The organism is Paraburkholderia sp. EG287B, assembly GCF_040965595.1.
GTDB lineage: Bacteria > Pseudomonadota > Gammaproteobacteria > Burkholderiales > Burkholderiaceae > Paraburkholderia.
Window position 1 is genome coordinate 531,627 of sequence record NZ_JBFRCG010000001.1, and the last position, 24,279, is coordinate 555,905.

Here is a 24,279-nt window from a genome sequence, read left to right on the forward strand (position 1 = left end):
CGGCTTGCCGGACGGGCGACAACGAAAAGGATCAAACCAGCTGCGCCGACTGAACGACTCGCGCTCAATCGCGCTGCGCAGCCACCACGACGATCTCGACGAGGCATTCCGGATTCGCGAGCTTCGCTTCGACCGTCGCGCGCGGCGGCGTCGCGCCTTGCGCGACCCACTTGTCCCACTCGGCGTTCATGCCGGGGAAATCCTTCATGTCGGCGATATAGATCTGCACCGAGAGCAGCAGCGACTTGTCGCTGTTCGCCTCACCCAGCAGGCGGTCGATGTGGCCGAGCACTTCGCGCATCTGGCCGCCGATGTCCTGCTTCGTGTCTTCGGCGATCTGGCCAGCCAGGTAGACGGTGCCGTTGTGGATGGCGGTTTCCGAGAGACGCGGGCCAACGTGGTGACGAATGACTGCCATGAAAATTCCTGTTGAGAAGTGATAAACGGTCGACTTCCGGGCCGTTGCGATCGAGCGCGCATCGGCGCACGCCAGAATATGCCGACGAATCTCATATTATGACGCGCGAAGGGCCTCGCCGTCGAAGAAACGGCGCGCGATCGCGATCTGGTCGGGCGCGAGGAAGGCCGGCGCGTGCCCGACGCCCTCGATTTCCACGCTCGATACCTGGCGCCCGGTCGCGACCATCTTCGCGACGGTTTCGCGCGAAAGCAGATCCGAAAGCGCGCCGCGCACGACGAGCACAGGCCCTTCGAACGCGGCGAGCGAGCGCCACAGGAACTTCTCGCCCTCCTCGTTCTGCTCGGGTGTGAGCGACTTGAAGGGTTCCGCAATGCGCGGGTCGTACCGGTAGCGCCACGTGCCTTCGACTTCATGCAGCAACGGCGTATTGATCTCGCGCCATTCATCGGCGCTCAGCGGGCCGAACGAGGCCGCGAGAAGCGCCGCATTGTCGATGCCTGCCTGGAGCGTGGCGAACGATCCGCCTTGCCCGACATACTCGCCGATCCGCGTGAGCGACGCGGGTTCGATATGCGGCCCGACGTCGTTGAGCAGCATGCGGCCAATGGGCGCGCCCGGCAGCCCCGCGAGCGCCATGCCGATCAGGCCGCCCATCGAGGTGCCGAACCAGTCCACCTTCTCCACGCCTGTGCGCGCGATCAACGTGACCATGTCCGCCACGTACTGCGCGACGCCATAGCCGCGCGGGTCGAGCAGCCACGATGACAGGCCCCGTCCGGCCACGTCCGGGCACACGACGCGATACTGGTCGGCCATCGCGGCGGCGAAGCGGTCGAAGTCGCGCCCCGAGCGCGTGAGTCCGTGCACGCATACGAGCACGCGCGGGTTGGCGGGGTCGCCCCACTCGGTGTACGCGATGCGGTGCAGGCCCGCGGGACTGAGACACTGGACGTATTGCTGGCGCGGCACTGCGGTCGATTCGGTCATCGCGGAATCCTCGCTCGAAGGCGCATCAAGGCTTTCGAACGATTGTAGACGGCTTTGCCGCACGGCATCGCCGGTCGAGCCTCCCGCGAACCACGCGCAAGCCGTGCGCAAAAACGAAACGGGCGAGACCGAAGTCTCGCCCGCCGTCAATCGTGCTTACGCTACGACGTTCAGCCCACGGCGCTCACATCGAGCGGCGCGCCGGTCTTCGCCATGATCTCGTCCACCGTCACGCCCGGTGCGAGTTCGGTCACCTTCAGCCCCGCGTCGCTCACTTCCATCACGCCGAGGTCGGTGATGATGAGATCGACCACGCCCACGCCCGTCAGCGGCAGCGTGCAGGCTTCGAGAATCTTGTGCTGGTCGCCCTTCGCGACGTGCTCCATCAGCACGACCACGCGGCCGACGCCGGCCACGAGGTCCATCGCGCCGCCCATGCCCTTGATCATCTTGCCGGGGATCATCCAGTTGGCCAGGTCGCCCTTCTCGCTCACCTGCATCGCGCCGAGGATCGCCAGGTTGATGTGGCCGCCGCGAATCATCGCGAACGAGTCCGCGGACGAGAAAATCGACGAACCCGCCAGCGTCGTCACGGTCTGCTTGCCGGCGTTGATCATGTCGGCGTCCACTTCGTCCTCGGTCGGGAACGGGCCGATGCCGAGCAGGCCGTTTTCCGACTGCAGCCACACTTCCATGCCCGCGGGCACGTGGTTGGCGACAAGCGTAGGCAGCCCGATGCCGAGGTTCACGTAGAAGCCGTCCTGCAGTTCCTTCGCCGCGCGCGCGGCCATTTCGTCACGATTCCATGCCATGGTCGGTCTCCTTCCTCAGTTGCCCGCGGGTTTGCCAGCTGCGGCGCGCACGGTGCGTTGTTCGATGCGCTTTTCCGGGTGCGCGTTGAGCACGATGCGCTGCACGAAGATGCCCGGCGTATGGATGGCGTCCGGATCGAGTGCGCCGTTCTCGACGATCTCTTCCACTTCCGCCACGGTGATCTTGCCCGCCATCGCGCACATCGGGTTGAAGTTGCGCGCCGTGCGGCGGAAGACCAGGTTGCCCGACTTGTCGGCCTTCCACGCCTTCACGAGCGCGACATCTGCCGTGAGCGAATGCTCGAGCACGTAGTGATTGTCGCCGAACTGGCGCGTTTCCTTGCCTTCGGCGATCAGCGTGCCGAAGCCCGTGTTCGTGAAGAACGCCGGGATGCCGGCGCCGCCCGCGCGCAGCTTTTCAGCCAGCGTGCCTTGCGGCGTGAATTCGAGTTCGAGTTCGCCCGACAGATACTGGCGCTCGAATTCCTTGTTCTCGCCCACGTAGGACGAGATCATTTTCTTGATCTGGCGCGTCTCCAGCAGCAGGCCGAGGCCGAAGCCGTCCACGCCCGCGTTGTTGCTGATGCAGGTGATGCCCTTCACGCCCGTATCGCGCAATGCGGCGATCAGGGCTTCGGGAATGCCGCACAGCCCAAAGCCGCCGACCGCGAATGTCTGGCCGTCCTTGACGATGCCCTCGAGCGCGGCAGCCGCGCTTTTATAGACCTTGTTCATCAGTGTGTCCCTTCCTCGAATGGAAATCCGCCAATCCGGTTTGTCGCGCGGACGTCTGGCGCGTCCGGATGTTCAATTCTAGTCATGCCCCGGCGGCGTTGCCGTGAAGCCGGCAGCCCGCCCGGGTAGCGCGCACTGGCCCAAACGAGCCGCGCGAGCCTGGAAAACCGCCCCTCCGATGGGTGCAAAGCGTACGCTGGCCCCCTGTTGCGGCACAATACGCAAAACTACATAAAGCAATACCCGCACCGTCCGCCATGGCTGCTCCCACCCAATCCGTCGAACGCTCCGCTCTCGACTACCAGACCGCGTTCCATCTCGCGCCCATCGGCCTCGTGCTGGCGCGCGAGCGCACCATCGTCGATTGCAACGATCAGGTCGCCGCCATCTTCGGCTGCGCACGCGAGGCGCTGATCGGCCAGTCGTTCCAGGTGCTCTACCCGTCAGCGGACGAGTTCGAGCGCATTGGCGCACGCATCCCGCCGATCATGACGGCGCAAGGCAGCTACGCCGACGACCGCATCATGAAGCGCGCCAACGGCGAACTCTTCTGGTGTCACGTCACGGGGCGCTCGCTCGATCGTGCCGAGCCGCACGCGGCGGGCGTCTGGACGTTTGAAGACCTGAGCGCGACGCGGCGCGTGGCCATCGAACTCACGCCGCGCGAGCGCGAGATCGCCGCGCAGCTCGTAACCGGCAAGACCAGCAAACAGATCGGGCGCATTCTCGAGATCAGCCCGCGCACCGTGGATGTCTATCGCGCGCGCCTCATGCGCAAGTACGACACCGGCAACGCCACCGAGCTGCTGCAGCGGCTGCTCGGCCAGTAAGGGCGCCAAGGCCGCGCGCTGCAGGGCAGCGCGCGATATAGGGGCGCTCAGCCTACCCGGTCGGACTTGACCAGCCCGGCATGCTCGATGGTGGCGCGCAGCATGTCGGGAATCGGCACCGATTTGCCTGCCGCGTAGTCGATCCACACGCAGCGCGCGTTTCCGCGTGCGTAAAGGGTGTCCGGCTCGTCGGCGCGGCGCAGTTCGAAGCCGGTGTCGAAGCTGCTGCGGCCTGGCTGGCCGACCGTCATCGTGCAGACGATGTCGCCGGGGTAATGCAGCTGCTTGAGGAATTCCATCGAAGCATTGACGATTACGGGGCCCTGTCCGTCGCCGCTCTCCGCGGCCACGCCCAGATGCTCGAACCAGGAAATCCGCACCTGCTCCATGTAGCGGAAATAGACCGTGTTGTTCACATGGCCGAACGCATCCATGTCGCCCCAACGGATCGGCATGGTCATTTCAAATACGGGGTGGTAGTCACTCATTGCACTTCAACTTCGTGTTGTTGCGAAAAACAGGATGCCGGCGGGCGGCCGGACTCGCCTCGGTTCAGGTGAGCCCGAAGCCGTCGTCGGCGGCGATGATCGAACCGTTGATGAACGACGACTCGTCGGCCGCGAGCAGCAGCAGCAGGCCGTCGAGGTCCTCGGGTTTGCCGACGCGGTGGCGCGGCAGCATCGAAACGAGCTTTTGTCCCTGCTCGGTCGACCAGTGGTGGTGGTTGATCTCCGTGTCGATGTAGCCCGGGCAGATCGCGTTCACGTTGATGCCGTGGCGGCCCCACTCGAGCGCCATCGCCTTCGTCATATGGACGACCGCGGCCTTGCTGATCGCGTACAGGCCGATTTGCGGCAGTACCCGCAGGCCCGCCACCGAAGCGATATTGATGATGCGGTAGGCCGGCTTCGGGCCGCCGCCGTTGCCGCGCATGATCATGCGCTTGGCCACTTCCTGGGCCACGAAGAAGGCGCCGCGCGTGTTGGTGTCGAACACGTATTCAAAGTCGGCGGGTGTGACGTCCGCGAGCTTTTGCGTCGTGGAGACGCCCGAGTTGTTGACGAGGATGTCGATGGTCCCCGCCTCGGTTTCCGCGTGCGCGACCGCCGAGCGTATGCTCTGGTAGTCGGTCACGTCGAGCGAAACGACGTGCGCGGCGCCCCCGCTCGCCTCGATTTCGGCGCGCAGTTCCTTGAGCCGCTCCACACGACGGCTCGCCAGCACGACCTTTGCACCCGCCTGCGAGAGCACCTGCGCGAAACGCTTGCCGAGCCCGCTGGAGGCCCCCGTGATCATCGCGACCTTGCCTTCCAGATTGATCGAACGGCCCATTTCCGGTTCCTGTTCAGAAGTAAATAAGCGCCAGAACGCGGCGGGGTCGGCCCGCCAAATCTGACGCCAAAGAATAGAACGGTCGTGCTAATGTTAGCCTGTTGGGTTGCGGCACGGGGAACGTTACCCGACAATACGAACCCGAAAAAAGCATTCTAATGGCAAGAGGAGCATTGATGACCCCCGCAAGTCTTTTAGAGCAATACGGTCCACGCGAGTCGATGGAATACGACGTGGTGATCGTCGGTGGCGGCCCCGCCGGGTTGTCTGCCGCGATCCGCCTGAAGCAGCTAGCCGCGGAAAAAGGCACTGAAATCGGCGTCTGCGTGCTGGAGAAAGGCTCGGAAATCGGGGCGCATATCCTCTCGGGCGCGGTCATGGATCCGCGCGCCCTGAACGAGCTGATTCCGGACTGGAAGGAACAGGGCGCACCGCTGAACGTGCCCGTGACCGAGGACAAGTTCCTTTTTCTTTCCGAAACGGGGGCTAAGGCTGTGCCGAACTGGGCGCTGCCCGACAACTTCAAGAACCACGGCAACTACGTCATCAGCCTCGCCAACGTCACGCGCTGGCTGGGCCAGCAGGCCGAGGCGCTGGGCGTGGAAATCTTCCCCGGCTTTCCGGCTGCCGAAGTGCTCTACAACGACGACGGGTCGGTCAAGGGCGTCGCCACCGGCAACATGGGGGTCGGCAAGGACGGCGAGCCCACCGAGAACTTCCAGCTCGGCATGGAGCTGCACGCGAAGTACACGCTGTTCTGCGAAGGCTGCCGCGGGCATCTGGGCCGTCAGCTGAACGAGAAGTTCAAGCTGGGCAAGGATTCGGATCCGCAGGTCTACGGCATCGGCATCAAGGAACTGTGGGAGATCGATCCCTCGAAGCACCAGCCCGGCCTCGTGATCCACACCGCCGGCTGGCCGCTGGAAAGCGACACCTATGGCGGCTCGTTCCTGTACCACATCGACAACAACCAGGTGATGGTGGGCTTTGTCGTGGGTCTTGCGTATCAGAATCCGTACCTCTCGCCGTTCGAGGAGTTCCAGCGTTACAAGACGCACCCGGAAATCCGCAAGTATCTGGAAGGCGGCAAGCGCGTGTCGTATGGCGCGCGCGCAATCACGGCGGGCGGCCTGATGTCGCTGCCCAAGCTCGTGTTCCCGGGCGGCGCGCTGGTGGGCGACGACGCGGGCTTTCTGAACGCCTCGCGCATCAAGGGCAGCCACGCGGCGATCAAGACCGGCATGCTGGCTGCGGACGCCGCATTCGAAGCCGTGCAGGCGGGCCGACAGAGCGATGAACTCGCGGCCTACCCGGAAGCGTTCAAGCAGTCGTGGCTCCACACGGAGCTGTACAAGGCGCGCAACTTCAAGCAGTGGATGAGCAAGGGCCTGTACCTGGGCACGCTCATGGTGGGCATCGAGCAGAAGCTGCTGGGCGGCAACGTGCCGTGGACGCTGCATCACCAGCATCGCGACCACGAGATGCTCAAGCCCGCTTCGCAGTGCAAGCCGATCGAGTATCCGAAACCCGACGGCAAGCTCACGTTCGATCGTCTGTCTTCGGTGTTCATCTCGAACACGAACCACGAAGAGAACCAGCCGGCGCATCTCACGCTCAAGGACGCGAGCGTGCCCGTGAACGTGAACCTGCGCACCTACGCGGGTCCCGAAGCGCGCTTCTGCCCGGCCGCGGTGTACGAGTTCATGAAGAACGACGACGGCAGCGACCGCCTGCAGATCAACGCGCAGAACTGCGTGCACTGCAAGACCTGCGACATCAAGGACCCGACGCAGAACATCGTGTGGGTCACGCCTGAAGGTGGCGGCGGGCCGAACTACCCGAACATGTAAGTCCGGTAAGCGAAAAAAAGCCGCTTCAGGTGTGAGCCTGAAGCGGCTTTTTTGTTGCCCGCGCAACGCGTGCGGCTCACGCCGCACCGATCGACTTCACTCGTCGCTGGCCGCGATCTTCGGCGTCGTCACGACGACGTCGGCATTCTGCGCGCGGTGGCGCAGCGCGTGATCGATCAGCACGAGCGCGAGCATGGCCTCGGCGATCGGCGTCGCGCGAATGCCCACGCACGGGTCGTGGCGGCCGAAGGTTTCGACCGTCGCGGGATCGCCCGCCTTGTCGATCGAGCGCCGCGGCGTGCGGATGCTCGAGGTCGGCTTGATGGCGATCGAGACGGTGATGTCCTGCCCCGTCGAAATGCCGCCGAGCACGCCGCCAGCGTGGTTGCCATGGAATCCATTGGGCGTGAGTTCGTCGCCGTGCACCGAGCCGCGCTGTGCGACGCTCGCGAAGCCCGCGCCGATCTCCACGCCCTTCACCGCGTTGATGCCCATCATGGCGTGCGCGATGTCGGCGTCGAGCCGGTCGAACAGCGGCTCGCCCCAGCCCACCGGCACCCCGCTCGCCACCACGTTCACGCGCGCGCCGATCGAGTCGCCGTCCTTGCGCAGCGCGTCCATGTAGCTCTCGAGCTGCGGCACGACGTCGGCGTTGGGCACGAAGAACGGATTCTCGTGCACGTGCTCCCAGCTCACGAACGGCACGTCGATCTCGCCGAGCGCGCGCATGTAGCCGCGCACTTCCACACCGAAGCGCTCGCGCAGCCACTTCTTCGCCACCGCGCCCGCCGCGACCGTGGGCGCCGTGAGGCGCGCCGACGAGCGGCCGCCGCCGCGATAGTCGCGAATGCCGTACTTCTGCCAGTAGGTGTAGTCGGCGTGACCGGGGCGGAAGGTCTCGACGATGTTGCCGTAGTCCTTGCTGCGCTGGTCGGTATTGCGGATCAGGAGCGCGATCGGCGTGCCCGTGGTGCGCCCTTCGAACACGCCCGAGAGAATCTCGACCTTGTCCTCTTCCTGGCGCTGCGTCACGTGGCGCGACGTGCCGGGGCGGCGGCGGTCCAGGTCGATCTGGATGTCGGCTTCGGTGAGCACCATGCCGGGCGGGCAGCCGTCGATGACGCAGCCAATGGCCGGGCCGTGGGATTCGCCGAAGGTGGTGACGGTGAAAAGCGTACCGAGCGTGTTGCCGGACATGGCGGTCGTCCAAAGTGAATCGGGGAATCCAATATTATGCCAGCCCGCGCGCGGCAACGCCCGACCGGGCGGTCGGGCCTTCTGGCGAAAGGAGGCGACGTGTCGGGTGGCGCGTACGCGCCGTATGGCCTGGCGTCAGCGCCGCGCACCGCGCAGTTCCGCCACCGTCTCCTGCAAGCGCTCAAGCGTCGCGTCCGCCGCCGCGATCGGCTCGCCCACCGCGAGCGTCAAACGGCTCGTCAGACCGCGTCGCAGCGGCCGCTCCTGGCCGGACCCCGCAAAACGCGAGAACGCACTGCCCCACAGCCCGCGCAACGCCATCGGCACGACCGTCACGGGCGAGCGCCTCAAGATTTCGCTCACGCCGTGGCGAAACGGGTTCATCTCCCCGGTGCGCGTGAGCTTGCCCTCGGGAAAAATGCAGACGAGGTCGCCCTCGGCCAGTGCGGCCGCACACGCGTCGTAGGCAGCAGCGAGCGCATCCGGGTCTTCGTGCGCGGGCGCAATCGGAATGGCCTTGGCGTGGCGGAACACCCAGCCGAAGAACGGCGAGCGGAAGATCTGCTGATCCATCACGAAGCGGATCGGCCGCGGGCTCTCAGCCATGATGACGATCGCATCGACATAGCTCACGTGATTGCAGACGAGCACGGCGGCGCCCTCGGCCGGTATGCGTTCGGTATGCACGAGCCGCACGCGGTAGACCGTATGCACGAGCACCCACGCCACGAAGCGCAGCAGGAACTCGGGCACGAGCGTGTAGATGTAGGCCGCCACGACGATATTGAGCAGCGCCGTGGTCAGAAAGATGCCGGGAATGCCGACGCCCGCGGACGTGAGCGCCATCGCCATGAGCGCCGAGACGATCATGAAGAGCGAATTGAGGATGTTGTTCGCGGCGATGATGCGCGCGCGGTGGCTGGGCGCGCTGCGGCTCTGGATCAACGCGTAGAGCGGCACGCTGTAGAAGCCGCCGAACATGGCGAGCAGGAACAGGTCGGCGAGCACGCGCCAGTGCGCGGCGGTGCGCAGGAATTCGCCTACCGAAAGCAGATGGGACGCGGGAGGCAACGCGTGGCTCGCAAAGAACAGATCGATGCCGAACACGCTCATGCCGATCGAGCCGAGCGGCACGAGCCCAACCTCGATGCGCCGCCGCGAGAGCCGCTCGCAGAGCAGCGAACCCGAGCCGATGCCGAGCGAAAACATCGCGAGCAGCACGGTCACGACGTCGGGGTCGGCCGACATCACGTCCTTCGCGAAATTGAAGAACGAGGCAAGAAACGTCGCGCCCACGAACCAGAGCCACGAGATGCCGAGCAGGCTCAGGAACACGGTGCGGTTGCCGTGCGCGAGGCGCAGGTTGCGCCAGGTCTCGGACACCGGATTCCAGTTGATGCACAGCTCCGGCTGCGACGGCTCGCACGGCGGCACGAAGGCCGACGCCACGCGCCCCACGAGCGCGATCACGATGCACATGCCGCCGAGCCACCACGCGCCCAGCGGCGGTCCAAGGTCCGCATGCGCCGACGCGGGATCCATCGCCCCGATACCCGCGGCCACGCCCCCGACGATCGTCCCGAGCAGGATGGCGACGAACGTGCCCATTTCGACGAGCCCGTTGCCGCCAACCAGTTCATCGGGCGCGAGGCGCTGCGGGAGGTACGCGTACTTGACCGGCCCGAACACGGTCGAATGCACGCCCATCAGGAAGGTGCACGCGTACAGCAGCGGCGCGCTGTGCATCCAGAAGCCGGCCGCGCCGATCAGCATGACCGCGATCTCGAAGGTCTTGACCCAGCGCGTGAGCATCGCCTTGTCGTACTTGTCGGCGACCTGGCCCGAGGTCGCGGAAAACAGCACGAACGGCAGGATGAAAATGGCCGAGATGAGGAATGCGACCGTCTTCGGATCGACGCCCGAAAAGCGCGCGGCCTGATAGGTGACGAGCGAGGTGAAGCCGATCTTGAAGACGTTGTCGTTCATCGCCCCGAGGAACTGCGTCCAGAAAAACGGGGCAAAACGGCGCTGGCGCAGCAGCGCGAACTGCGAAGCGTGGTCACCCTCAGGGTGCGCTTTGCGCTTGTCGCGCTGCGCCGCGGGCATCGGTCTATCGTTCATCGAGCAGGAATCGCACTGACGGAATTCATGGGGCCCAGACGCGAAAAAGCGCGCCTGAGGCGCGCTTTTCCATACTGATCAATCGGGCGAAGTCGGGCTGCGCTCAGCGCGCCGGCTGACGCTCCTCTTCGGGCCAGTCGCGAATATACGCCTTGAGCAGCTTGTTCTCGAAGCCCTGCGCTTCCACCACGGCCTTCGCCACGTCGTAGAACGAGATCACGCCCATGAGCGAGCGGCTTTCCATGACCGGCAGGTAGCGCACATGGTGCTCGAGCATCATGCGGCGCACTTCGTCGACCTCGGTTTCCGGCGTGCAGGTGATGGGATGATCGTCCATGACCTTGCGGATCGTCGTGGTGCCGACGCTGCCGCCGTTTGCGCGCAGCGTGAGGATGATCTCGCGGAACGTGAGCATGCCGACCAGATCGCCATATTCCATGACGACGAGCGAGCCGATATCGTGCTCGGCCATGGTGTTGACTGCCTCGTTCAGCGCAGTGTCGGGCGTGACGGTGTAGAGCGTGTTGCCCTTCACCTTGAGGATGTCGCTGACACGCATGATGTGTCTCCAGGAATGCCGCTAGTAATGGGGGAAATGCTGAAAAGATGCCTACCTGATTCGATCCTAGCGGAAAGATTGTTAAAAGGAAAGCCGCGCGGCGGGCGCTCCGGGGCTTACCGAAACGTCTGCCGAAAGCCGTGGCGAGGGGTTTTCCGGCACGAATCCGGCCACGCGGGATGCCCTCCATCCGGCCCGAAAAACGCCCGGCCGGGCGTCCCCGCGGCCCGCCGCCGGTGTTACGATGCCCTTCACCCCCGACCCCAGGCCGGTTCGCGCCGGCCGCGCCGCCACGATGTCATCAAATCCTGGATCGACTCCCGATAGCCGCTTCGACACGCTCGCGCTGCATGCGGGCGCGGCGCCCGACCCCGCCACCGGCGCCCGCGCGACGCCGATCTACCTCACCACCTCGTTCTCGTTTCGCGACACCGACCACGCCGCCGCGCTCTTCAACATGGAGCGCGCGGGCCACGTGTACTCGCGCATCTCGAACCCGACCGTCGCCGTGTTCGAAGAGCGCGTGGCCGCGCTCGAAGCCGGCGCGGGCGCGATCGGCACCGCGAGCGGCCAGGCGGCGCTGCATCTCGCGATCGCGACGCTGATGGGCGCGGGCTCGCACATCGTCGCCTCGGCGGCGCTTTACGGCGGCTCGCACAACCTGCTGCACTACACGCTCAAGCGCTTCGGCATCGAGACGACTTTCGTGAAGCCCGGCGACCTCGACGCCTGGCGCGCGGCGCTGCGGCCCAACACGCGTCTGCTGTTCGGCGAAACGCTCGGCAACCCGGGCCTCGACGTGCTCGACATCGAAGCGGTCGCGCAGATCGCGCACTCCCATGGCGTGCCGCTCCTCGTCGATTCGACGTTCACCACGCCTTACCTGCTGCGCCCCTTCGAGCACGGCGCGGATCTCGTCTATCACTCGGCCACCAAGTTCCTCGGCGGCCATGGCACGACGATTGGCGGCGTGCTGGTCGATGGCGGCACGTTCGACTTCGAAGCGTCGGGTCGCTTTCCCGAACTCACCGAGCCCTATGCGGGCTTTCACGACATGGTGTTCAGCGAGGAAAGCACGGTCGCGCCCTTCCTCCTGCGCGCGCGCCGCGAGGGCCTGCGCGACTTCGGCGCGTGCCTGCATCCGCAGGCCGCGTGGCAATTGCTGCAAGGCATAGAAACGCTGCCGCTGCGCATGGAGCGGCATGTGGCGAACGCGCGGCGCATCGTCGAATTTCTCGCCGCGCACGAAGCGGTCGAATCGGTCGCGTGGCCGGAACTGCCGAGCCATCCCGACTACGCGCTTGCGAAGCGTCTGCTGCCGCGCGGCGCGGGCGCCGTGTTCAGCTTCAACCTGCGCGGCGGCCGCGCGGCGGGCAAGCGCTTCATCGAAGCGCTCACGCTGTTCTCGCATCTGGCCAACGTCGGCGACGCGCGCTCGCTCGTGATCCACCCCGCCTCGACCACGCATTTCCGCATGGACGCCGCCGCGCTGGCCGCCGCCGGCATTGCGGAGGGCACGATCCGGCTCTCGATCGGGCTCGAAGACTCCGCCGACCTGGTAGACGACCTCAAGCGCGCGCTGAAGGCGTCGCAAAAAACGGAAGCAGCGAAAGCCAAGGCCACTGGCAAGGAGGCGTCATGATCGTCGATGTCGCCGGCAAGCCGGTCTATGCCTACACGGCCTCGCACGCGATCGACCCCGCGCTGCCGTTCGCGGTGTTCGTCCACGGCGCGCAGCACGACCACAGCGTCTGGGCGCTGCAATCGCGCTATTTCGCCAACCACGGCTTCAACGCGCTGGCCGTCGATCTGCCCGGCCACCTGCGCAGCGCGGGCCCGGCGCTCACGAGCATCGGCGCGCTCGCCGACTGGCTCGCCGCCCTGCTCGACGCGCTGAACGCCCCGCGGGCCTTCGTCGCCGGCCATAGCATGGGCTCGCTCGTCGCGCTCGAATTCGCGGCGCGCCATCCGGAGCGCGCACAGCGCATCGCGCTGCTCGCCACTGCATTCCCGATGACGGTCGCGCCAAGCCTGCTCGAAGCCGCGCGCGAGCGTAAGCCGGAGGCGATCGCGCTCGTCAACGCGTGGTCGCACTCGACGCTCGCCGCCAAGCCCTCGAGCCCCGGGCCGGGCTTCTGGCTGCGCGGCATGAACCAGCGGCTCATGGAGCGCGTCTCCGCGCGCGGCGAGCCGCAGCTGTTCCATACCGATTTCGCGGCGTGCAACGCCTATGCGGACGGCCTCACCAGCGCCGCGAAAGTCCGCTGCCCGGTGCGCCTGATCCTCGGCAAACGCGACGCGATGACGCCCCCGCGCGCCACGCGCGCCCTCGCCGAGGCCTTCGCGCAAGCGGGTACACCCGTGGACACGGTCACGCTGGACGCCGGCCACGCGCTGATGACCGAGCAGCCCGATGCGACGCTCGACGCGCTCTACGATTTTGCAATGCAGCAAACACCGCGCGCGGGCAACGGCTGAGGCTGTGACCACCCTGGTTGCACGGTCGTTCGGAACGCCGGAGAATGGCTGAATCAACCATCCCCTGCGTACCTGCGCAGAAAGGAGGAGACGATGCAACCCACCACGCATACCGAGCATTTTTCGAGCTTCGCGCAGTTCTATCCGGTCTACCTGAGCGAGCACAGCAATCTCATGTCGCGGCGGCTGCATTTCATCGGCTCGCTTGGCGTGATCGGCTTCGTCTGCATGGCGATCGCCACCGGCAACTGGCTCTGGCTGCCGCTTGCCATCGTGTGCGGCTACGGCTTCGCGTGGTTCGGCCATTTCAAGTTCGAGAAGAACCGCCCGGCCACCTTCCGTCACCCCGTCTACAGCTTGATGGGCGACTGGGTCATGTTCGCGGATATCTGCCGCGGCAAGATTTCTCTTTGATTCGAATCTGATGCGAGGGCGCGCCTGTCATGGGCGCGCCGCATCGTCACGCCGCCGGATGCGGGAGCACCGGCGGATGCTCCTCCGTGAGCGCCGGGAAACGCCGCGTCGCGAGCAGCGACGCGAGTGAAATCGAGAGCTTGTCGTTGTCGAGCGCACCGAGCAGCAGGTGCGCATCGATACTGCTCGACTTGAGCTGATACGCGAGTTCCTCGCGATCGATCGCGAAGCGGTCGAAGATGCGCGTCACCGAAATGCGCGCGGGATTGCCGAGCAGCAGGAACAGCGTTTTCGCGCGTTCCTCCTGCTCGAGACGCCCCACGAGTTCATCCTCTTCGAGGCCGTCGATCAGGCGCGTAACGGTGGCCAGGTCGCGCCGCAACAACACTGCGAGCTGTTCGATCGTGCGGCCCGGCTCGCCCGCTTCCCGCGCATCGGCGAGACCCGCGAGCAGTTCGAGCGCGTCGAGCAGATCGCTGCCCGGAAAGCGCGGCTTGTCGAAGCGCCCGGTGCGGATTTCGGGCAGCGCCGAGGTGATCATTGCGCCCACCAGCGTGATGAACCAGCTCAGATACATCCACAGCAGGAACATCGGCGCGGCCGCGAAGGCACCATAAACCGCCGTATAAGTCGGAATGCGCCGCACGTAGTAGCCAAAGCCGCGCTTGGCCGCCTCGAATGCGATCGCCGCGGTGATGCCGCCCACCAGAGCGTCGCGCCACTGCACCCGGCAGTTCGGCAGATACACATAGAGCATCGTGAACGCGAGCGCCGTCAGCGGCAGCGAGGCGCCGATCAGCATCCAGTCGAGAATGCCCGAGACATGCTGCTCGGTCGCGATCACGGCCGAGCGCGTGAACACGTACGAGGAGATCGACAGGCTCACGCCGATCAGGATCGGCCCGAGCGTGAGGATGGCCCAGTAGACGAGCACGCGCTGCGCGAACGGGCGCGCCTTGCGCACGCGCCAGATCAGGTTGAAGGCCGACTCCACGGTCATCATCGTCATGACCGACGTGACGAAGAGCACGATCATGCCCATCGTCGTGAGGCCCTTGGCCTTCGAGGCGAACTGGTTCAGGTACTTGAAGATCTGGCTGTTGATCTGCGCCGGCATCAGGTGGTCGGCGAGAAAGGCCTGCAGCGAATTCTGGAACGAAGCGAAGATCGGGAACGCGGTAAAGAGCGCGAATGCGACCGTGGCGAGCGGTACGAGCGAGAGCAGCGTGGTGAACGTGAGGCTGCCCGCGACCTGCGGAATGCGATCTTCGCGGCTGCGCCGCGCCGCGAAGCGCGCGAGCCGCTTCACGATGTCCAGATCGATCTTCACCCTCGACAGCACATCCATTGGCCTGCTTTCCTCGCCACCGTGAACACCTTGATTGCCGCGCTTTCGCTCTCTTGACGCCGCGTTTTGCCGCCGATTCCGCGCGCACGCAGTGTACCTATTTGCCGATGATTTGCACGTGACATGCGCGTCGCTCGCCGGTGCCCCGCTGCGGCGGCAGACCCAACCCCTATAATATCCCGTCCACCGACGAGGCCCGATGAAACCGATTCTTGTGCTCTATTACAGCCGGCATGGCGCAACGCGCGAACTCGCGCGCGCCATCGCCCAGGGTATCGACAGTGTTCCCGGCGCCGAAGCGCGCGTGCGCACGGTGCCGCCCGTCTCGACGGTCTGCGAGGCCACCGCGCCCGACATCCCCTCCGACGGCCCGCCCTACGTCGAGTTGCGCGACCTCGAAGAATGCGCGGGTCTCGCGCTCGGCTCGCCCACGCGCTTCGGCAACATGGCCGCGCCGCTCAAGTACTTTCTCGACGGCACCACGCCGCAGTGGCTGTCGGGTGCGCTCGCGGGCAAGCCCGCTTGCGTGTTCACGTCGACGGGTAGCCTGCACGGCGGCCAGGAGAGCACGCTGCTCTCGATGATGCTGCCGTTGCTCCATCACGGCATGCTGCTCGTGGGCATCCCCTACACGGAAAGCGCGCTCACGACCACGCAGGGCGGCGGCTCGCCCTACGGCGCCTCGCATCACGCGCGCCAGGACGCGCGCGGCCACGGTTTGAGCGCCGATGAAAAGACGCTCGCGAGCGCGCTGGGCGTGCGCCTTGCGCGCGCGGCGCTCGCACTCGCTGGCACCGAGCAAGGCCAGCGGCTGTGAACACCCGCGTGAACGAGGTCACCGAGCCCATCGTCCAGCGTCGCGGCGCCGCGCTCGGCGCTTTTGCGATGCTCGCCGCGCTCACGCTGCTGTGCATCGCGTGGGAGTGGCGGCTCGCACCGCTGCGCCCCGGCGGCAGCGCGCTCGTGCTCAAGGCCGTGCCGCTCGCCATCGCCCTGCCCGGCGTCCTGCGACGCAGGCTCTACACGCTGCAATGGGCGGCGATGCTCGTGCTGCTCTACTTCGCGGAAGGCATCGTGCGCGGCATGACCGACCCCGCGCCCGGCAACCGGCTCGGCTGGGTGGAAGTCGCGCTGGCTCTCGGCTTCTTCGCGTGTGCGCTGGCCTATGTCGCGCCGTACAAGCGCGCTGCAAAGCGTGCCGCGAAGGCCGCGAAACCCGCGAAACCCGAGTCCACCTAAGCGACTCCCTCCACGCCGCAACCGCCTTGTCCACGAACGCTGCGTGAAGGCTATCACCGTGTCAAACTAGCCATTTGAGCCTCGCGACTTCATGACAATCGCGCCGCGAGCCGGCCCAGCCCAGGCGCGAATATCCGAGACACCATGACCGACTCCACCCCGACCGCCTGCCAAGCCTTTCTCGACGCCTGCGCCGCCGCCATCGGCGCGCAATACGTGCTGACCGACGCCCACGACTCCGCGCCCTACCTCGCCGACTGGCGCCGCCGCTACCAGGGCGCGGCCTGCGCCGTGCTCTGCCCGGCCAATGCGCAGGAAGTCGCCGCGGTCGTGAAGCTCGCGCACGAGCATCGCGTGGCGCTCGTGCCGCAAGGCGGCAACACGGGTCTCGCGGGCGGCGCGACGCCGGACGCGAGCGGCAAGCAGGCCGTGCTGAGCCTGCGCCGCCTGAACCGCGTGCGCGAAATCGATCCGCACAACAACACGATCACCGTCGAAGCAGGTGTGATCCTCGCCGAAGTGCAGGCGCGCGCAAAAGATGCGGGCCGTCTCTTCCCGCTCTCGCTCGCGGCCGAAGGCAGCTGCACGATCGGCGGCAATCTCTCGACCAATGCAGGCGGCACCGGTGTGCTGCGCTATGGCAACACGCGCGAGCTGTGTCTCGGCCTCGAAGTCGTCACGCCGCAAGGCGAGGTCTGGGACGGCCTGCGCGGACTGCGCAAGGACAACACCGGTTACGATCTGCGCGACCTCTTCATTGGCGCGGAAGGCACGCTCGGCATCATCACCGCCGCCGTGATGAAGCTGCATCCGCTGCCGTCCGCGCGCGTCACCGCGCTCGCCGCGCTCGGCTCGGCACATGCGGCGCTTGACTTCCTCGCGCTCGCGCAGCGCTACGCCGGGCCGCTGCTCACGGGCTTCGAGCTGATGTCGGACTTCTGCATGGCGCTCGTCGGCCGTCATTTCCCGCAACTGCGTTATCCGTTCGCGGAGCATCACGCGCAGGTCGTGCTGCTCGAACTGTCGGACAACGAAAGCGAAGAACACGCGCGCGCCCTCTTCGAGCGGCTCATGGAAGAAGCGCTCGAGCAAGGTCTCGTGGAAGACGCCGTGGTCGCGGAAAGCCTCGCGCAGTCGCAGGCTTTCTGGAATATCCGCGAGCACATTCCGCTCGCGCAGGCGCAGGAAGGGTTGAACATCAAGCACGATATCGGCGTGCCGATCTCGCGCATTGGTCATTTCATCGAGGAAACCGACGCCGAAATCGCCCGCGCGGTGCCCGGCGCGCGCATGGTCACCTTCGGCCATCTCGGCGACGGCAATCTGCACTACAACGTGCAGGCGCCCGAAGGCGGCGACCCGAAGCGCTTCCTCGCCGACAACGAGAAGACGCTGAACCGCATCGTCTACGACAGCGTGGATCGCCATCGCGGCACGATCAGTGCGGAACACGGCCTCGGGCAGTTGAAGATCGACGAGAACATGCACTACAAGAGCGAGGTCGAACTCGCGCTGATGCGCGCGATCAAGACCGCGCTCGATCCGCTGAACCTGATGAATCCGGGGAAAGTGCTGCGCTGAACGCGCAGGACGCAAGGAGCCGACATCGTGTTGAAGATCCGCGTGCTGTCCGACCTGCATCTGGAAAACGACGAGCCCGACACGATCCCGCACGCGCAGGCCGATCTCGTCGTGCTCGCGGGCGACATCCACAATCACGGGCTGGGCTTGCGCTGGGCGGCGGAAACGTTCGATCCGCAGGTGCCGGTGGTGTACGTGCCCGGCAATCACGAGTACTACGACGGCGATCTCGGCGCGCTGGAAACGGCGATGCGCGACGCCGCCTCCACGCTCGACAACATGCACTTTCTCAACGACGGCGTGTACGTCGATCCGGCGGGCCGCTTTCGCGTGCTCGGCACGACGCTATGGGCGGACTTCGCCCTCTTCGGCGCCGACGACGCCGCGCGTGAGGCCTCCATCGCAGCGGCGATGCGCGTGATGCTGGACTTTCGCGGACTGATCCAGGTGTCCTGGCCGGACAGCCCGCAAGCGCTCGCCCGCGACTTCACGCCGGCCGACTCGCTCGCACTCCACGCGCGTTCGCGCGCATGGCTCGAAGCGGAACTGGCGAAGCCCTTCGCGGGCGAGACGATCGTCGTCACGCACCACGCCCCGCACAAAGGGAGTCTGGCGCCGCGCTACGCGGAGGATCGGGTATCGGCGGGATTCGTGAGCGATCTCGACGCGCTCGTGCGTGCGCCGGTCGCGCTATGGATACATGGCCACACGCATACGTGCTTCGACTACACGGTCAACGGCACGCGCGTGGTGTGCAATCCGCGCGGCTATCGCGACCGCCGCACGGGGCAGCCGGAGAATCCGGCCTTTGCGTGGGACAAGGTGGTGGAAATCTAGCGAGGCAAACGTGCCCGAAGCTTTAGCGCAGGCGTGCGTCGTCGCGGCGCACGCGCAGCGTCACGGGCTGCAGCTGAGCGCGGCGCATGCGCAGCAGATCGCGCGATGCCGCGATGCCGATCAGGCCCATCATCACGGCGATGCCGATCATCAGATGCGTATCCATTCGAGTTCCCGGTATTGGCAAGAAGAGGGTTGCATAAAACAGTCCCGCTACCTTACCAAGCCGCCGCGCCGCCGGGCGTAAGGAAGTGTTGCCATCTGCGCAAGCTGTAACAGGCTGTCACAGCCCGCCCGCGCGCACCTGTTGATCGGCTGCGAGCGCAACGGGCTCAGGTGCGCGCGAACTGGCGCAGCTCGTTCTGATCCCGCGCAAGCGTCGCAGGCATGCTCTCGCGCAGCAGTTCGACCCATGTGCGGATCTTCGCGTCGAGATACTGGCGCGACGGGTACACCGCAAAGACGTTCATCTCCTGCGACTTGTACTCCGGCAGGATCCATTGCAGCTCGCCGCTGCGCAGACCGCTGATCGCTGAATAGATCGGCAGCAGGCCCACGCCCATGCCCTCGCGCACGGCCACCGCCATTGCCTCCGCTACGTTCACCTGGAAGGTCGCCGGGCCGAGGTCGATCGTGGTCTCGCCTGCGGGGCCCGTGAACTGCCACTGCGAGGTCGGGAACACGGGCGTCACCATCTGCAGGCAGGTGTGGTTCGCGAGATCGGCGGGCTTTTGCGGCACGCCGCGCTTTTCCAGATACGCCGGCGAGGCGACCGCGATGCTGCACGCACTCGCGAGCCGCTGCGAGACGAAACCGGAATCCGGCAGATCGGTCGCGACCACGAGGGCCACGTCATAGCCCTCGTCGAGCAGGTCCGGCATGCGCTGGGCGAGCGTGAGTTCCACGTGCACGTCCGGATAGAGCTTCTGATACTGCCCCACCGCCGGCACCACATAGTGCTGGCCGAAGCTCGTCATCGCGTGGACCTTGAGCTTGCCCGAGGGGCGCGCATGCGCGTCGCCGGCTTCCGCTTCGGCCTGATCGACGTAGGCGAGGATCTGCTCGCAGCGCTGCAGGTAGCGCTCGCCCGCCTCGGTGAGCGCGATGCGGCGCGTCGTGCGGTTCAGGAGGCGCGTGCGCAGGTGCGCCTCCAGGTCGGAGACCGCGCGCGAAGCGTAAGCCGTGGTCGTGTTCAGGTATTGCGCCGCGCCCGTGAAGCTGCCCGCCTCCACCACCCGGACGAATACACGCATGTTTTGAAGCGTATCCATACCAATCCTCTATCTGACACACGAATTGTTTCATATTTCGTAAGATCGATTGTCTCACGTTTCGTAAAAATGCCTTGCATCCTTACCGGTTATTCATCAATCGCGCAAAAAATATAATGACGCACAGTGATTCATAGTCAAGATAAGGAGTAAATCGTGCAGTCTCCGGTACCGAAAGGACTAGCCGCACTCACGGTTCTTACGTTCTCGTTGATAATCGCGGGCTGCGCCAGTACCGGGGGCATCGCACCGCAAGCGAAGCAGGCCGAAGCCGCGCAACTCGACGTCGGCTCGGCGATCCGCGCAGCCGACACCGACGCCGGCTGGCCCGCCAGCGACTGGTGGCGCGGCTATAACGACCCTCAACTGAACGCCTGGATCGAAGCCTCCGTGGCCGGCAACCCCTCGCTTGCCGCCGCCCAGGCGCGAGTGCGCGAAGCGCGCTCGATGGTGGGCGTGGCCCAGGCCGGGCTCCTGCCGCAAATCAACGGCAGCATGTCCATCCAGCGCCAGCAATGGTCCGACAACGTCTACTACGGGCCGGGCCCGCTCGCGGGCGCGAACACGTGGAACAACACGGCCACGCTCGGCCTGTCGTATCACCTCGACCTCTGGGGCCAGGACAAGAACAACGCCGAGCGCGCGCTCGACGTGGCCCACGCCACCGCCGCCGACGCGCGCGCGGCGCAGCTCGAACTCGAAGTCAACGTCACGCGCACCTACATCGAGATGTCGATGAACTACGCGCTGCTCGACATTGCGAAGCAAACGCTCGCCCAGCAGCAGCGCATTCTCACGCTCGCGCAAAAGCGCCTGGCGGGCGGCATCGGCACCCAGCTCGAAGTGAGCCAGGCGCAAACGCCGCTGCCCGAGTACGAGCGCCAGATCGACGCTCTCGAAGAATCCATCGCACTCGGCAAGAACCAGCTCGCAGCGCTCGCGGGCAAGGGCCCGGGTGCCGGTGAAGCGATCGAGCGCCCTGCGCTTTCGCTCGCCGCGCCCGCGGGCCTGCCCTCGGCGTTGCCCGCCCAGTTGATCGGCTATCGCCCCGACGTGGTCGCGGCGCGCTGGCTCGTCGCCGCGCAGGCGCGCGGCATCGACGTCGCGAAGGCCGACTTCTATCCGAACGTGAACCTGCTCGTCTCGATGGGCGGCTACGCGGCGGCCGGCCCGCTGTTCCAGTTCCTCAAGTCGATGAGCGGCAGCTATGCGGCAGGCCCCGCGTTCTCGCTGCCGATCTTCGACGGCGGACGCCTGCGCGCGCAGCTCGGCGCGCAGTCCGCCGCATACGACATCGCGGTCGATCAGTACAACCAGACGATCGTCACCGCGCTCAAGGAAATCGCCGATCAGGTGGTGCGCATGCGCTCGCTCGCGACGCAGGAAGACGACGCGCACCGCTCTGTCACGGCCGCGCAGCGCAACTACGATCTCGCGCAGGAAGGCTTCCGCCGCGGCCTGACCGACTATGTGAACGTGCTGATTGCGCAAACGCAGCTGCTGCGCGCGCAGGAAGGCGTCGCGCACATCCAGGCCGAGCGGCTCGCCGCGCACGCCACGCTCGTTGCGGCGCTGGGCGGCGGCATGATCGACGCATCGAGCGATGCCGCCGCGAAGGCCCCGACAGACGCCGAGCAACTCCCGGCGCATGGCAAGAAGACGCGCGACGTGCCGCTCATGCCCGCGGCGCTGCTCGCGCCGCGCGGCTCGCATGCGTCGTCCGGACCCGACGCCGCCGATGCGAGCGCATCGGGCAACGCCGGCGCAACCGGCGCGGCGCACTGAGGCAGCCGACGATGCAAGCGTCCACCTCCTCACCCTCGCAGCCGGGCGGCCAAAGCCTCTACGCCGCGCTCGCCGACTGGGCGCGGACCGACGGCCTCGTCTGGATCTATCTCCTCAAGGCAATCGCCGCTGCGCTGCTTGCGCTCGGCGTCGCCATGAAGCTCGATCTGCCGCAGCCGCGCACGGCCATGACCACTGTGTTCATCGTGATGCAGCCGCAAAGCGGTCCCGTGTTCGCCAAGAGCTTCTACCGGTTGTGCGGCACGCTCGTGGGCCTCGTCGTGATGCTCGCGCTGATCGGCCTGTTCGCACAGCAGCCGGAGCTCTTTATCGTCTCGACGGCGCTATGGGTCGGCCTGTGCACCGCGGGCGCCGCGCGCAACCGCAACTTCCGTTCGTACGGCTTCGTGCTCGCGGGCTATACGGCGGCGCTGATCGGCATTCCGGCCTCGCAGCATCCCGACGGCGCGTTCATGTCGGCGATGACGCGCGTGGGCGAGATCTCGATCGGCATCCTTTGCTCGGGCTTCGTCAGCGCCGTGGTGTTTCCGCAGTTTACGGGCGAGCTGCTGCGCTCGAGCGTGCGGCGCCGTTTCTCGTCGTTCGTCGACTACGTTTCGGCGGCGCTGGCCGGACGTATCGATCGTTCGCACATCGAAGCGAGCCATGCGCGCTTCGTCGCCGACGTCGTCGGCTTCGAAGCGAGCCGCAGCACGGCCGTGTTCGAGTCGCCCGACGCACGCATGCGCTCGGGGCGCCTCGCGCGTCTGAACACCGAGTTCATGACGGTCTCCACGCGCTTTCACGCACTGCATCAGTTGATGAACCGCCTGCGCGCCGATGGCTCCGCGGCCACCGTCGCTGCGCTCGAACCGTACTTCCGCGAAATCGCGCCGCTGTTCGCCAAAGCGGGCGAGCCGGTGCTCACGGCCGCCGACGCGACGCACGTCTCGAAGCAGCTCGACGACTACCGCTCGGCGCTGCCAAAGCGCGTGCGCGCCACGCGCGCCGAACTCGAAGCACAAGGCGATGCGCGCCTGCTCGACTTCGACACCGCCACGGAACTGTTCTACCGCTTCGTGCACGAGATGACCGAGTACACGGCCACCTACGCCTCGCTCGCCGTCGATACGCACGCGCGCGAGAAATGGATTTCGCGCTACGTGCCGAAGACGAACCTGATCGCGGCGGGCGTGGCGGGCCTGCGCGCGGCCATCGTGATGTCGCTGCTCGGCGCGTTCTGGATCGCCACCGCATGGCCGAGTGGCACGAACCTCGTGCTCAATGCCGCCGCGACCTGCGCGCTCGCCTCGTCCGCGCCGCAGCCCTCGCGTATGGCGACGCAGATGGCGCTCGGCACCGTGCTCGCGTCGATCGTCGGCATGATTCTCACGTTCGGCGTGTTTCCGCATATCGACGGCTTCGTCATGCTGTGCGTCGCGCTCGCCCCCGCGCTCGCGTTCGGCGTGTTCCTCACGACGCGTCCGAAGTACGCGGGCTGCGGCGTGGGCTACTGCATCTTCCTGTGCTTTCTCGCGGGGCCGGACAACGTCGTGCAGTACAACCCGAGCAGCTATATGAACGACGCGCTCGCGCTGATCGCGTCGATGGCGGTTTCGGCGCTGGCGTTCGCCGTGCTCCTGCCGCCTTCCACGCCGTGGCTGCGCCGGCGTCTGCTCGCCGACCTGCGCGGCGGCGCCGTGCACGCGTGCCGCGCGCGCCTGAAGGGATTGCGCAACCGCTTCGAGAGCGGCGCGCGCGACCTGATGTTCCAGCTCTCGGCGATCGCGGGCAACGACGACGCGCAACGCCGCGACACGATGCGCTGGCTCTTCTCGACGCTCGAAGTGGGCAACGCCGCGCTCGATCTGCGCCACGAGCTGGCCGCGCTGCCCGCGCATCCGCAGTACGCGCGGCGAACGGCGTGGCGCGTGGCGATCGACGCGACACTCAAAGCCGTGAGCGCGCTCTTCGATCGCCCGGGCGAGGCGCGCTACCGCGACGCGCTCGCGGCAACGGCGCGTGCCATCGACGCAAGCCAGACCGTGCTGCAGGGCATGTGGAAGCCCGCTGCAACGAGCGCAGCCGAGCGTGGCGACATGCCGCCGCGCGAAGAGCGCCACCAGTTGCAGCGCATTCAGAGCCATCTGCACTTCATCCGCACCGCGCTCATCGACCCGCAATCGCCGCTCGCGGCATACGCGGGCAACGAAGGCGCGAATCCTGGCGCGAGCCAAGGAGCCAACCATGCCTCGTGACGTCGCGTTTCTCGACGCCTATATCCCGGCGATCGTGCTGCTCTTCATTCTGGGCGCGGCGATCACCTGGGTGCTCGATTCCGTACTGGCCCGAACCGGCCTCTACCGGGTCGTGTGGCACCCGTCCCTCTTTCGCGTGAGCCTGCTCGTGGTCGTGTGCTGCCTGCTCGGTCTCGCGGTCTATCACTAAATGCGTCGCTGCATGCATCGATGAACGAATCAAC

The 24,279-nt window shown here is 66.4% G+C and carries 24 protein-coding genes; 12 read left to right on the forward strand and 12 right to left on the reverse strand.

From position 1 onward, the window contains the following. Positions 1 to 64: 64 nt before the first annotated feature. The 4 genes from AB4Y40_RS02350 to AB4Y40_RS02365 form a co-directional block, all read right to left on the reverse strand. Positions 65 to 418: a RidA family protein gene (locus tag AB4Y40_RS02350; RefSeq protein ID WP_028216802.1), complete on the reverse strand. Its 354-nt coding sequence runs from the start codon at positions 416 to 418 to the stop codon at positions 65 to 67. Positions 419 to 514: 96 nt separating this feature from the next. Further along, on the reverse strand, positions 515 to 1,408 hold the full coding sequence (locus AB4Y40_RS02355) for an alpha/beta fold hydrolase (RefSeq protein WP_368686280.1): 894 nt from the start codon (positions 1,406 to 1,408) through the stop codon (positions 515 to 517). Between the two features lie 170 nt (positions 1,409 to 1,578). Beyond that, positions 1,579 to 2,220, reverse strand: coding sequence for a CoA transferase subunit B (locus tag AB4Y40_RS02360; RefSeq protein ID WP_368686281.1), 642 nt, complete (start codon positions 2,218 to 2,220; stop codon positions 1,579 to 1,581). A 15-nt stretch (positions 2,221 to 2,235) separates the two neighbouring features. Then, positions 2,236 to 2,955 carry a CoA transferase subunit A gene (locus AB4Y40_RS02365; RefSeq protein ID WP_368686282.1) on the reverse strand — a complete coding sequence of 240 codons (720 nt, stop codon included), beginning with the start codon at positions 2,953 to 2,955 and terminating at the stop codon, positions 2,236 to 2,238. A gap of 257 nt (positions 2,956 to 3,212) precedes the next feature. Here AB4Y40_RS02365 and AB4Y40_RS02370 point away from each other — a divergent pair, with 257 nt between their 5' ends. Further along, on the forward strand, positions 3,213 to 3,785 hold the full coding sequence (locus tag AB4Y40_RS02370) for a LuxR C-terminal-related transcriptional regulator (RefSeq protein WP_110388941.1): 573 nt from the start codon (positions 3,213 to 3,215) through the stop codon (positions 3,783 to 3,785). Positions 3,786 to 3,832: 47 nt separating this feature from the next. On the opposite strand, the gene AB4Y40_RS02375 is transcribed toward AB4Y40_RS02370, so the two are convergent. Then, the gene (locus AB4Y40_RS02375; protein ID WP_028204259.1) at positions 3,833 to 4,273 is read right to left on the reverse strand and encodes a thioesterase family protein; all 441 of its coding nucleotides are present in this window, start codon (positions 4,271 to 4,273) and stop codon (positions 3,833 to 3,835) included. A 64-nt stretch (positions 4,274 to 4,337) separates the two neighbouring features. Continuing rightward, a complete protein-coding gene (locus AB4Y40_RS02380) occupies positions 4,338 to 5,117 on the reverse strand; it encodes an SDR family oxidoreductase (RefSeq protein ID WP_368686283.1) in 780 nt (259 codons plus the stop codon). A gap of 176 nt (positions 5,118 to 5,293) precedes the next feature. Between AB4Y40_RS02380 and AB4Y40_RS02385 the strand changes: the two genes are divergently transcribed. Beyond that, complete coding sequence (locus tag AB4Y40_RS02385; protein ID WP_368686284.1) at positions 5,294 to 6,967, forward strand: electron transfer flavoprotein-ubiquinone oxidoreductase; 1,674 nt, start codon at positions 5,294 to 5,296, stop codon at positions 6,965 to 6,967. 96 nt (positions 6,968 to 7,063) lie between these two features. Here the strand turns inward: AB4Y40_RS02385 and aroC are convergent, their stop codons facing one another. The 3 genes from aroC to AB4Y40_RS02400 all read right to left on the reverse strand — a co-directional run bounded on the left by aroC (position 7,064) and on the right by AB4Y40_RS02400 (position 10,844). Next, the gene (aroC, locus tag AB4Y40_RS02390; protein WP_368686285.1) at positions 7,064 to 8,164 is read right to left on the reverse strand and encodes a chorismate synthase; all 1,101 of its coding nucleotides are present in this window, start codon (positions 8,162 to 8,164) and stop codon (positions 7,064 to 7,066) included. A 135-nt stretch (positions 8,165 to 8,299) separates the two neighbouring features. Then, a complete protein-coding gene (locus tag AB4Y40_RS02395) occupies positions 8,300 to 10,285 on the reverse strand; it encodes an MFS transporter (RefSeq protein WP_368686286.1) in 1,986 nt (661 codons plus the stop codon). A gap of 103 nt (positions 10,286 to 10,388) precedes the next feature. Next, positions 10,389 to 10,844, reverse strand: a complete 456-nt coding sequence (locus AB4Y40_RS02400; protein WP_069268653.1) for a CBS domain-containing protein — start codon at positions 10,842 to 10,844, stop codon at positions 10,389 to 10,391. A gap of 295 nt (positions 10,845 to 11,139) precedes the next feature. Between AB4Y40_RS02400 and AB4Y40_RS02405 the strand changes: the two genes are divergently transcribed. The 3 genes from AB4Y40_RS02405 (at position 11,140) to AB4Y40_RS02415 (ending at position 13,736) form a co-directional block, all read left to right on the forward strand. Next, a complete protein-coding gene (locus AB4Y40_RS02405; protein ID WP_368686287.1) occupies positions 11,140 to 12,486 on the forward strand; it encodes an O-acetylhomoserine aminocarboxypropyltransferase in 1,347 nt (448 codons plus the stop codon). Then, positions 12,483 to 13,322: an alpha/beta fold hydrolase gene (locus AB4Y40_RS02410; protein ID WP_368686288.1), complete on the forward strand. Its 840-nt coding sequence runs from the start codon at positions 12,483 to 12,485 to the stop codon at positions 13,320 to 13,322. Before AB4Y40_RS02405 ends, AB4Y40_RS02410 begins: the two co-directional genes overlap by 4 nt. A gap of 93 nt (positions 13,323 to 13,415) precedes the next feature. Continuing rightward, on the forward strand, positions 13,416 to 13,736 hold the full coding sequence (locus tag AB4Y40_RS02415; RefSeq protein WP_368686289.1) for an Mpo1-like protein: 321 nt from the start codon (positions 13,416 to 13,418) through the stop codon (positions 13,734 to 13,736). 46 nt (positions 13,737 to 13,782) lie between these two features. On the opposite strand, the gene AB4Y40_RS02420 is transcribed toward AB4Y40_RS02415, so the two are convergent. Beyond that, the gene (locus tag AB4Y40_RS02420; protein WP_368686290.1) at positions 13,783 to 15,084 is read right to left on the reverse strand and encodes a YihY family inner membrane protein; all 1,302 of its coding nucleotides are present in this window, start codon (positions 15,082 to 15,084) and stop codon (positions 13,783 to 13,785) included. Between the two features lie 199 nt (positions 15,085 to 15,283). Between AB4Y40_RS02420 and wrbA the strand changes: the two genes are divergently transcribed. The 4 genes from wrbA (at position 15,284) to AB4Y40_RS02440 (ending at position 18,741) form a co-directional block, all read left to right on the forward strand. Further along, positions 15,284 to 15,901 carry an NAD(P)H:quinone oxidoreductase gene (wrbA, locus tag AB4Y40_RS02425; RefSeq protein WP_368686291.1) on the forward strand — a complete coding sequence of 206 codons (618 nt, stop codon included), beginning with the start codon at positions 15,284 to 15,286 and terminating at the stop codon, positions 15,899 to 15,901. A gap of 68 nt (positions 15,902 to 15,969) precedes the next feature. Next, entirely contained in the window at positions 15,970 to 16,323 is a 354-nt protein-coding gene (locus AB4Y40_RS02430) for a DUF2069 domain-containing protein (protein ID WP_368686349.1), read from the forward strand. Between the two features lie 144 nt (positions 16,324 to 16,467). Then, positions 16,468 to 17,904, forward strand: coding sequence for an FAD-binding oxidoreductase (locus AB4Y40_RS02435; RefSeq protein ID WP_368686292.1), 1,437 nt, complete (start codon positions 16,468 to 16,470; stop codon positions 17,902 to 17,904). A 30-nt stretch (positions 17,905 to 17,934) separates the two neighbouring features. Further along, a complete protein-coding gene (locus tag AB4Y40_RS02440) occupies positions 17,935 to 18,741 on the forward strand; it encodes a metallophosphoesterase (RefSeq protein WP_368686350.1) in 807 nt (268 codons plus the stop codon). A gap of 22 nt (positions 18,742 to 18,763) precedes the next feature. On the opposite strand, the gene AB4Y40_RS02445 is transcribed toward AB4Y40_RS02440, so the two are convergent. Together AB4Y40_RS02445 and AB4Y40_RS02450 are read right to left on the reverse strand one after the other, a co-directional pair. Continuing rightward, the gene (locus tag AB4Y40_RS02445) at positions 18,764 to 18,907 is read right to left on the reverse strand and encodes a hypothetical protein (protein ID WP_342924566.1); all 144 of its coding nucleotides are present in this window, start codon (positions 18,905 to 18,907) and stop codon (positions 18,764 to 18,766) included. Between the two features lie 166 nt (positions 18,908 to 19,073). Further along, positions 19,074 to 20,012, reverse strand: coding sequence for a LysR family transcriptional regulator (locus tag AB4Y40_RS02450; protein WP_368686293.1), 939 nt, complete (start codon positions 20,010 to 20,012; stop codon positions 19,074 to 19,076). 156 nt (positions 20,013 to 20,168) lie between these two features. Between AB4Y40_RS02450 and AB4Y40_RS02455 the strand changes: the two genes are divergently transcribed. From AB4Y40_RS02455 to AB4Y40_RS02465, 3 genes are read left to right on the forward strand one after another with little or no spacing between them, the layout of a single operon-like run. Next, positions 20,169 to 21,797, forward strand: a complete 1,629-nt coding sequence (locus AB4Y40_RS02455; protein ID WP_368686294.1) for an efflux transporter outer membrane subunit — start codon at positions 20,169 to 20,171, stop codon at positions 21,795 to 21,797. An 11-nt stretch (positions 21,798 to 21,808) separates the two neighbouring features. Further along, entirely contained in the window at positions 21,809 to 24,055 is a 2,247-nt protein-coding gene (locus AB4Y40_RS02460) for an FUSC family protein (RefSeq protein ID WP_368686295.1), read from the forward strand. Next, positions 24,045 to 24,245 carry a DUF1656 domain-containing protein gene (locus AB4Y40_RS02465; protein ID WP_042271036.1) on the forward strand — a complete coding sequence of 67 codons (201 nt, stop codon included), beginning with the start codon at positions 24,045 to 24,047 and terminating at the stop codon, positions 24,243 to 24,245. The genes AB4Y40_RS02460 and AB4Y40_RS02465 overlap by 11 nt, the downstream gene beginning before the upstream one ends. Positions 24,246 to 24,279 lie beyond the last annotated feature (34 nt).

Excerpts from the sequence above, each read along its gene's own strand:
- AB4Y40_RS02350 (WP_028216802.1), bottom strand. The coding sequence starts at position 418 with ATGGCAGTCATTCGTCACCACGTTGGCCCGCGTCTCTCGGAAACCGCC.
- AB4Y40_RS02355 (WP_368686280.1), bottom strand. The coding sequence starts at position 1,408 with ATGACCGAATCGACCGCAGTGCCGCGCCAGCAATACGTCCAGTGTCTC.
- AB4Y40_RS02360 (WP_368686281.1), bottom strand. The coding sequence starts at position 2,220 with ATGGCATGGAATCGTGACGAAATGGCCGCGCGCGCGGCGAAGGAACTG.
- AB4Y40_RS02365 (WP_368686282.1), bottom strand. The coding sequence starts at position 2,955 with ATGAACAAGGTCTATAAAAGCGCGGCTGCCGCGCTCGAGGGCATCGTC.
- AB4Y40_RS02370 (WP_110388941.1), top strand. The coding sequence starts at position 3,213 with ATGGCTGCTCCCACCCAATCCGTCGAACGCTCCGCTCTCGACTACCAG.
- AB4Y40_RS02375 (WP_028204259.1), bottom strand. The coding sequence starts at position 4,273 with ATGAGTGACTACCACCCCGTATTTGAAATGACCATGCCGATCCGTTGG.
- AB4Y40_RS02380 (WP_368686283.1), bottom strand. The coding sequence starts at position 5,117 with ATGGGCCGTTCGATCAATCTGGAAGGCAAGGTCGCGATGATCACGGGG.
- AB4Y40_RS02385 (WP_368686284.1), top strand. The coding sequence starts at position 5,294 with ATGACCCCCGCAAGTCTTTTAGAGCAATACGGTCCACGCGAGTCGATG.
- aroC (WP_368686285.1), bottom strand. The coding sequence starts at position 8,164 with ATGTCCGGCAACACGCTCGGTACGCTTTTCACCGTCACCACCTTCGGC.
- AB4Y40_RS02395 (WP_368686286.1), bottom strand. The coding sequence starts at position 10,285 with ATGAACGATAGACCGATGCCCGCGGCGCAGCGCGACAAGCGCAAAGCG.
- AB4Y40_RS02400 (WP_069268653.1), bottom strand. The coding sequence starts at position 10,844 with ATGCGTGTCAGCGACATCCTCAAGGTGAAGGGCAACACGCTCTACACC.
- AB4Y40_RS02405 (WP_368686287.1), top strand. The coding sequence starts at position 11,140 with ATGTCATCAAATCCTGGATCGACTCCCGATAGCCGCTTCGACACGCTC.
- AB4Y40_RS02410 (WP_368686288.1), top strand. The coding sequence starts at position 12,483 with ATGATCGTCGATGTCGCCGGCAAGCCGGTCTATGCCTACACGGCCTCG.
- AB4Y40_RS02415 (WP_368686289.1), top strand. The coding sequence starts at position 13,416 with ATGCAACCCACCACGCATACCGAGCATTTTTCGAGCTTCGCGCAGTTC.
- AB4Y40_RS02420 (WP_368686290.1), bottom strand. The coding sequence starts at position 15,084 with ATGGATGTGCTGTCGAGGGTGAAGATCGATCTGGACATCGTGAAGCGG.
- wrbA (WP_368686291.1), top strand. The coding sequence starts at position 15,284 with ATGAAACCGATTCTTGTGCTCTATTACAGCCGGCATGGCGCAACGCGC.
- AB4Y40_RS02430 (WP_368686349.1), top strand. The coding sequence starts at position 15,970 with ATGCTCGCCGCGCTCACGCTGCTGTGCATCGCGTGGGAGTGGCGGCTC.
- AB4Y40_RS02435 (WP_368686292.1), top strand. The coding sequence starts at position 16,468 with ATGACCGACTCCACCCCGACCGCCTGCCAAGCCTTTCTCGACGCCTGC.
- AB4Y40_RS02445 (WP_342924566.1), bottom strand. The coding sequence starts at position 18,907 with ATGGATACGCATCTGATGATCGGCATCGCCGTGATGATGGGCCTGATC.
- AB4Y40_RS02450 (WP_368686293.1), bottom strand. The coding sequence starts at position 20,012 with ATGGATACGCTTCAAAACATGCGTGTATTCGTCCGGGTGGTGGAGGCG.
- AB4Y40_RS02460 (WP_368686295.1), top strand. The coding sequence starts at position 21,809 with ATGCAAGCGTCCACCTCCTCACCCTCGCAGCCGGGCGGCCAAAGCCTC.
- AB4Y40_RS02465 (WP_042271036.1), top strand. The coding sequence starts at position 24,045 with ATGCCTCGTGACGTCGCGTTTCTCGACGCCTATATCCCGGCGATCGTG.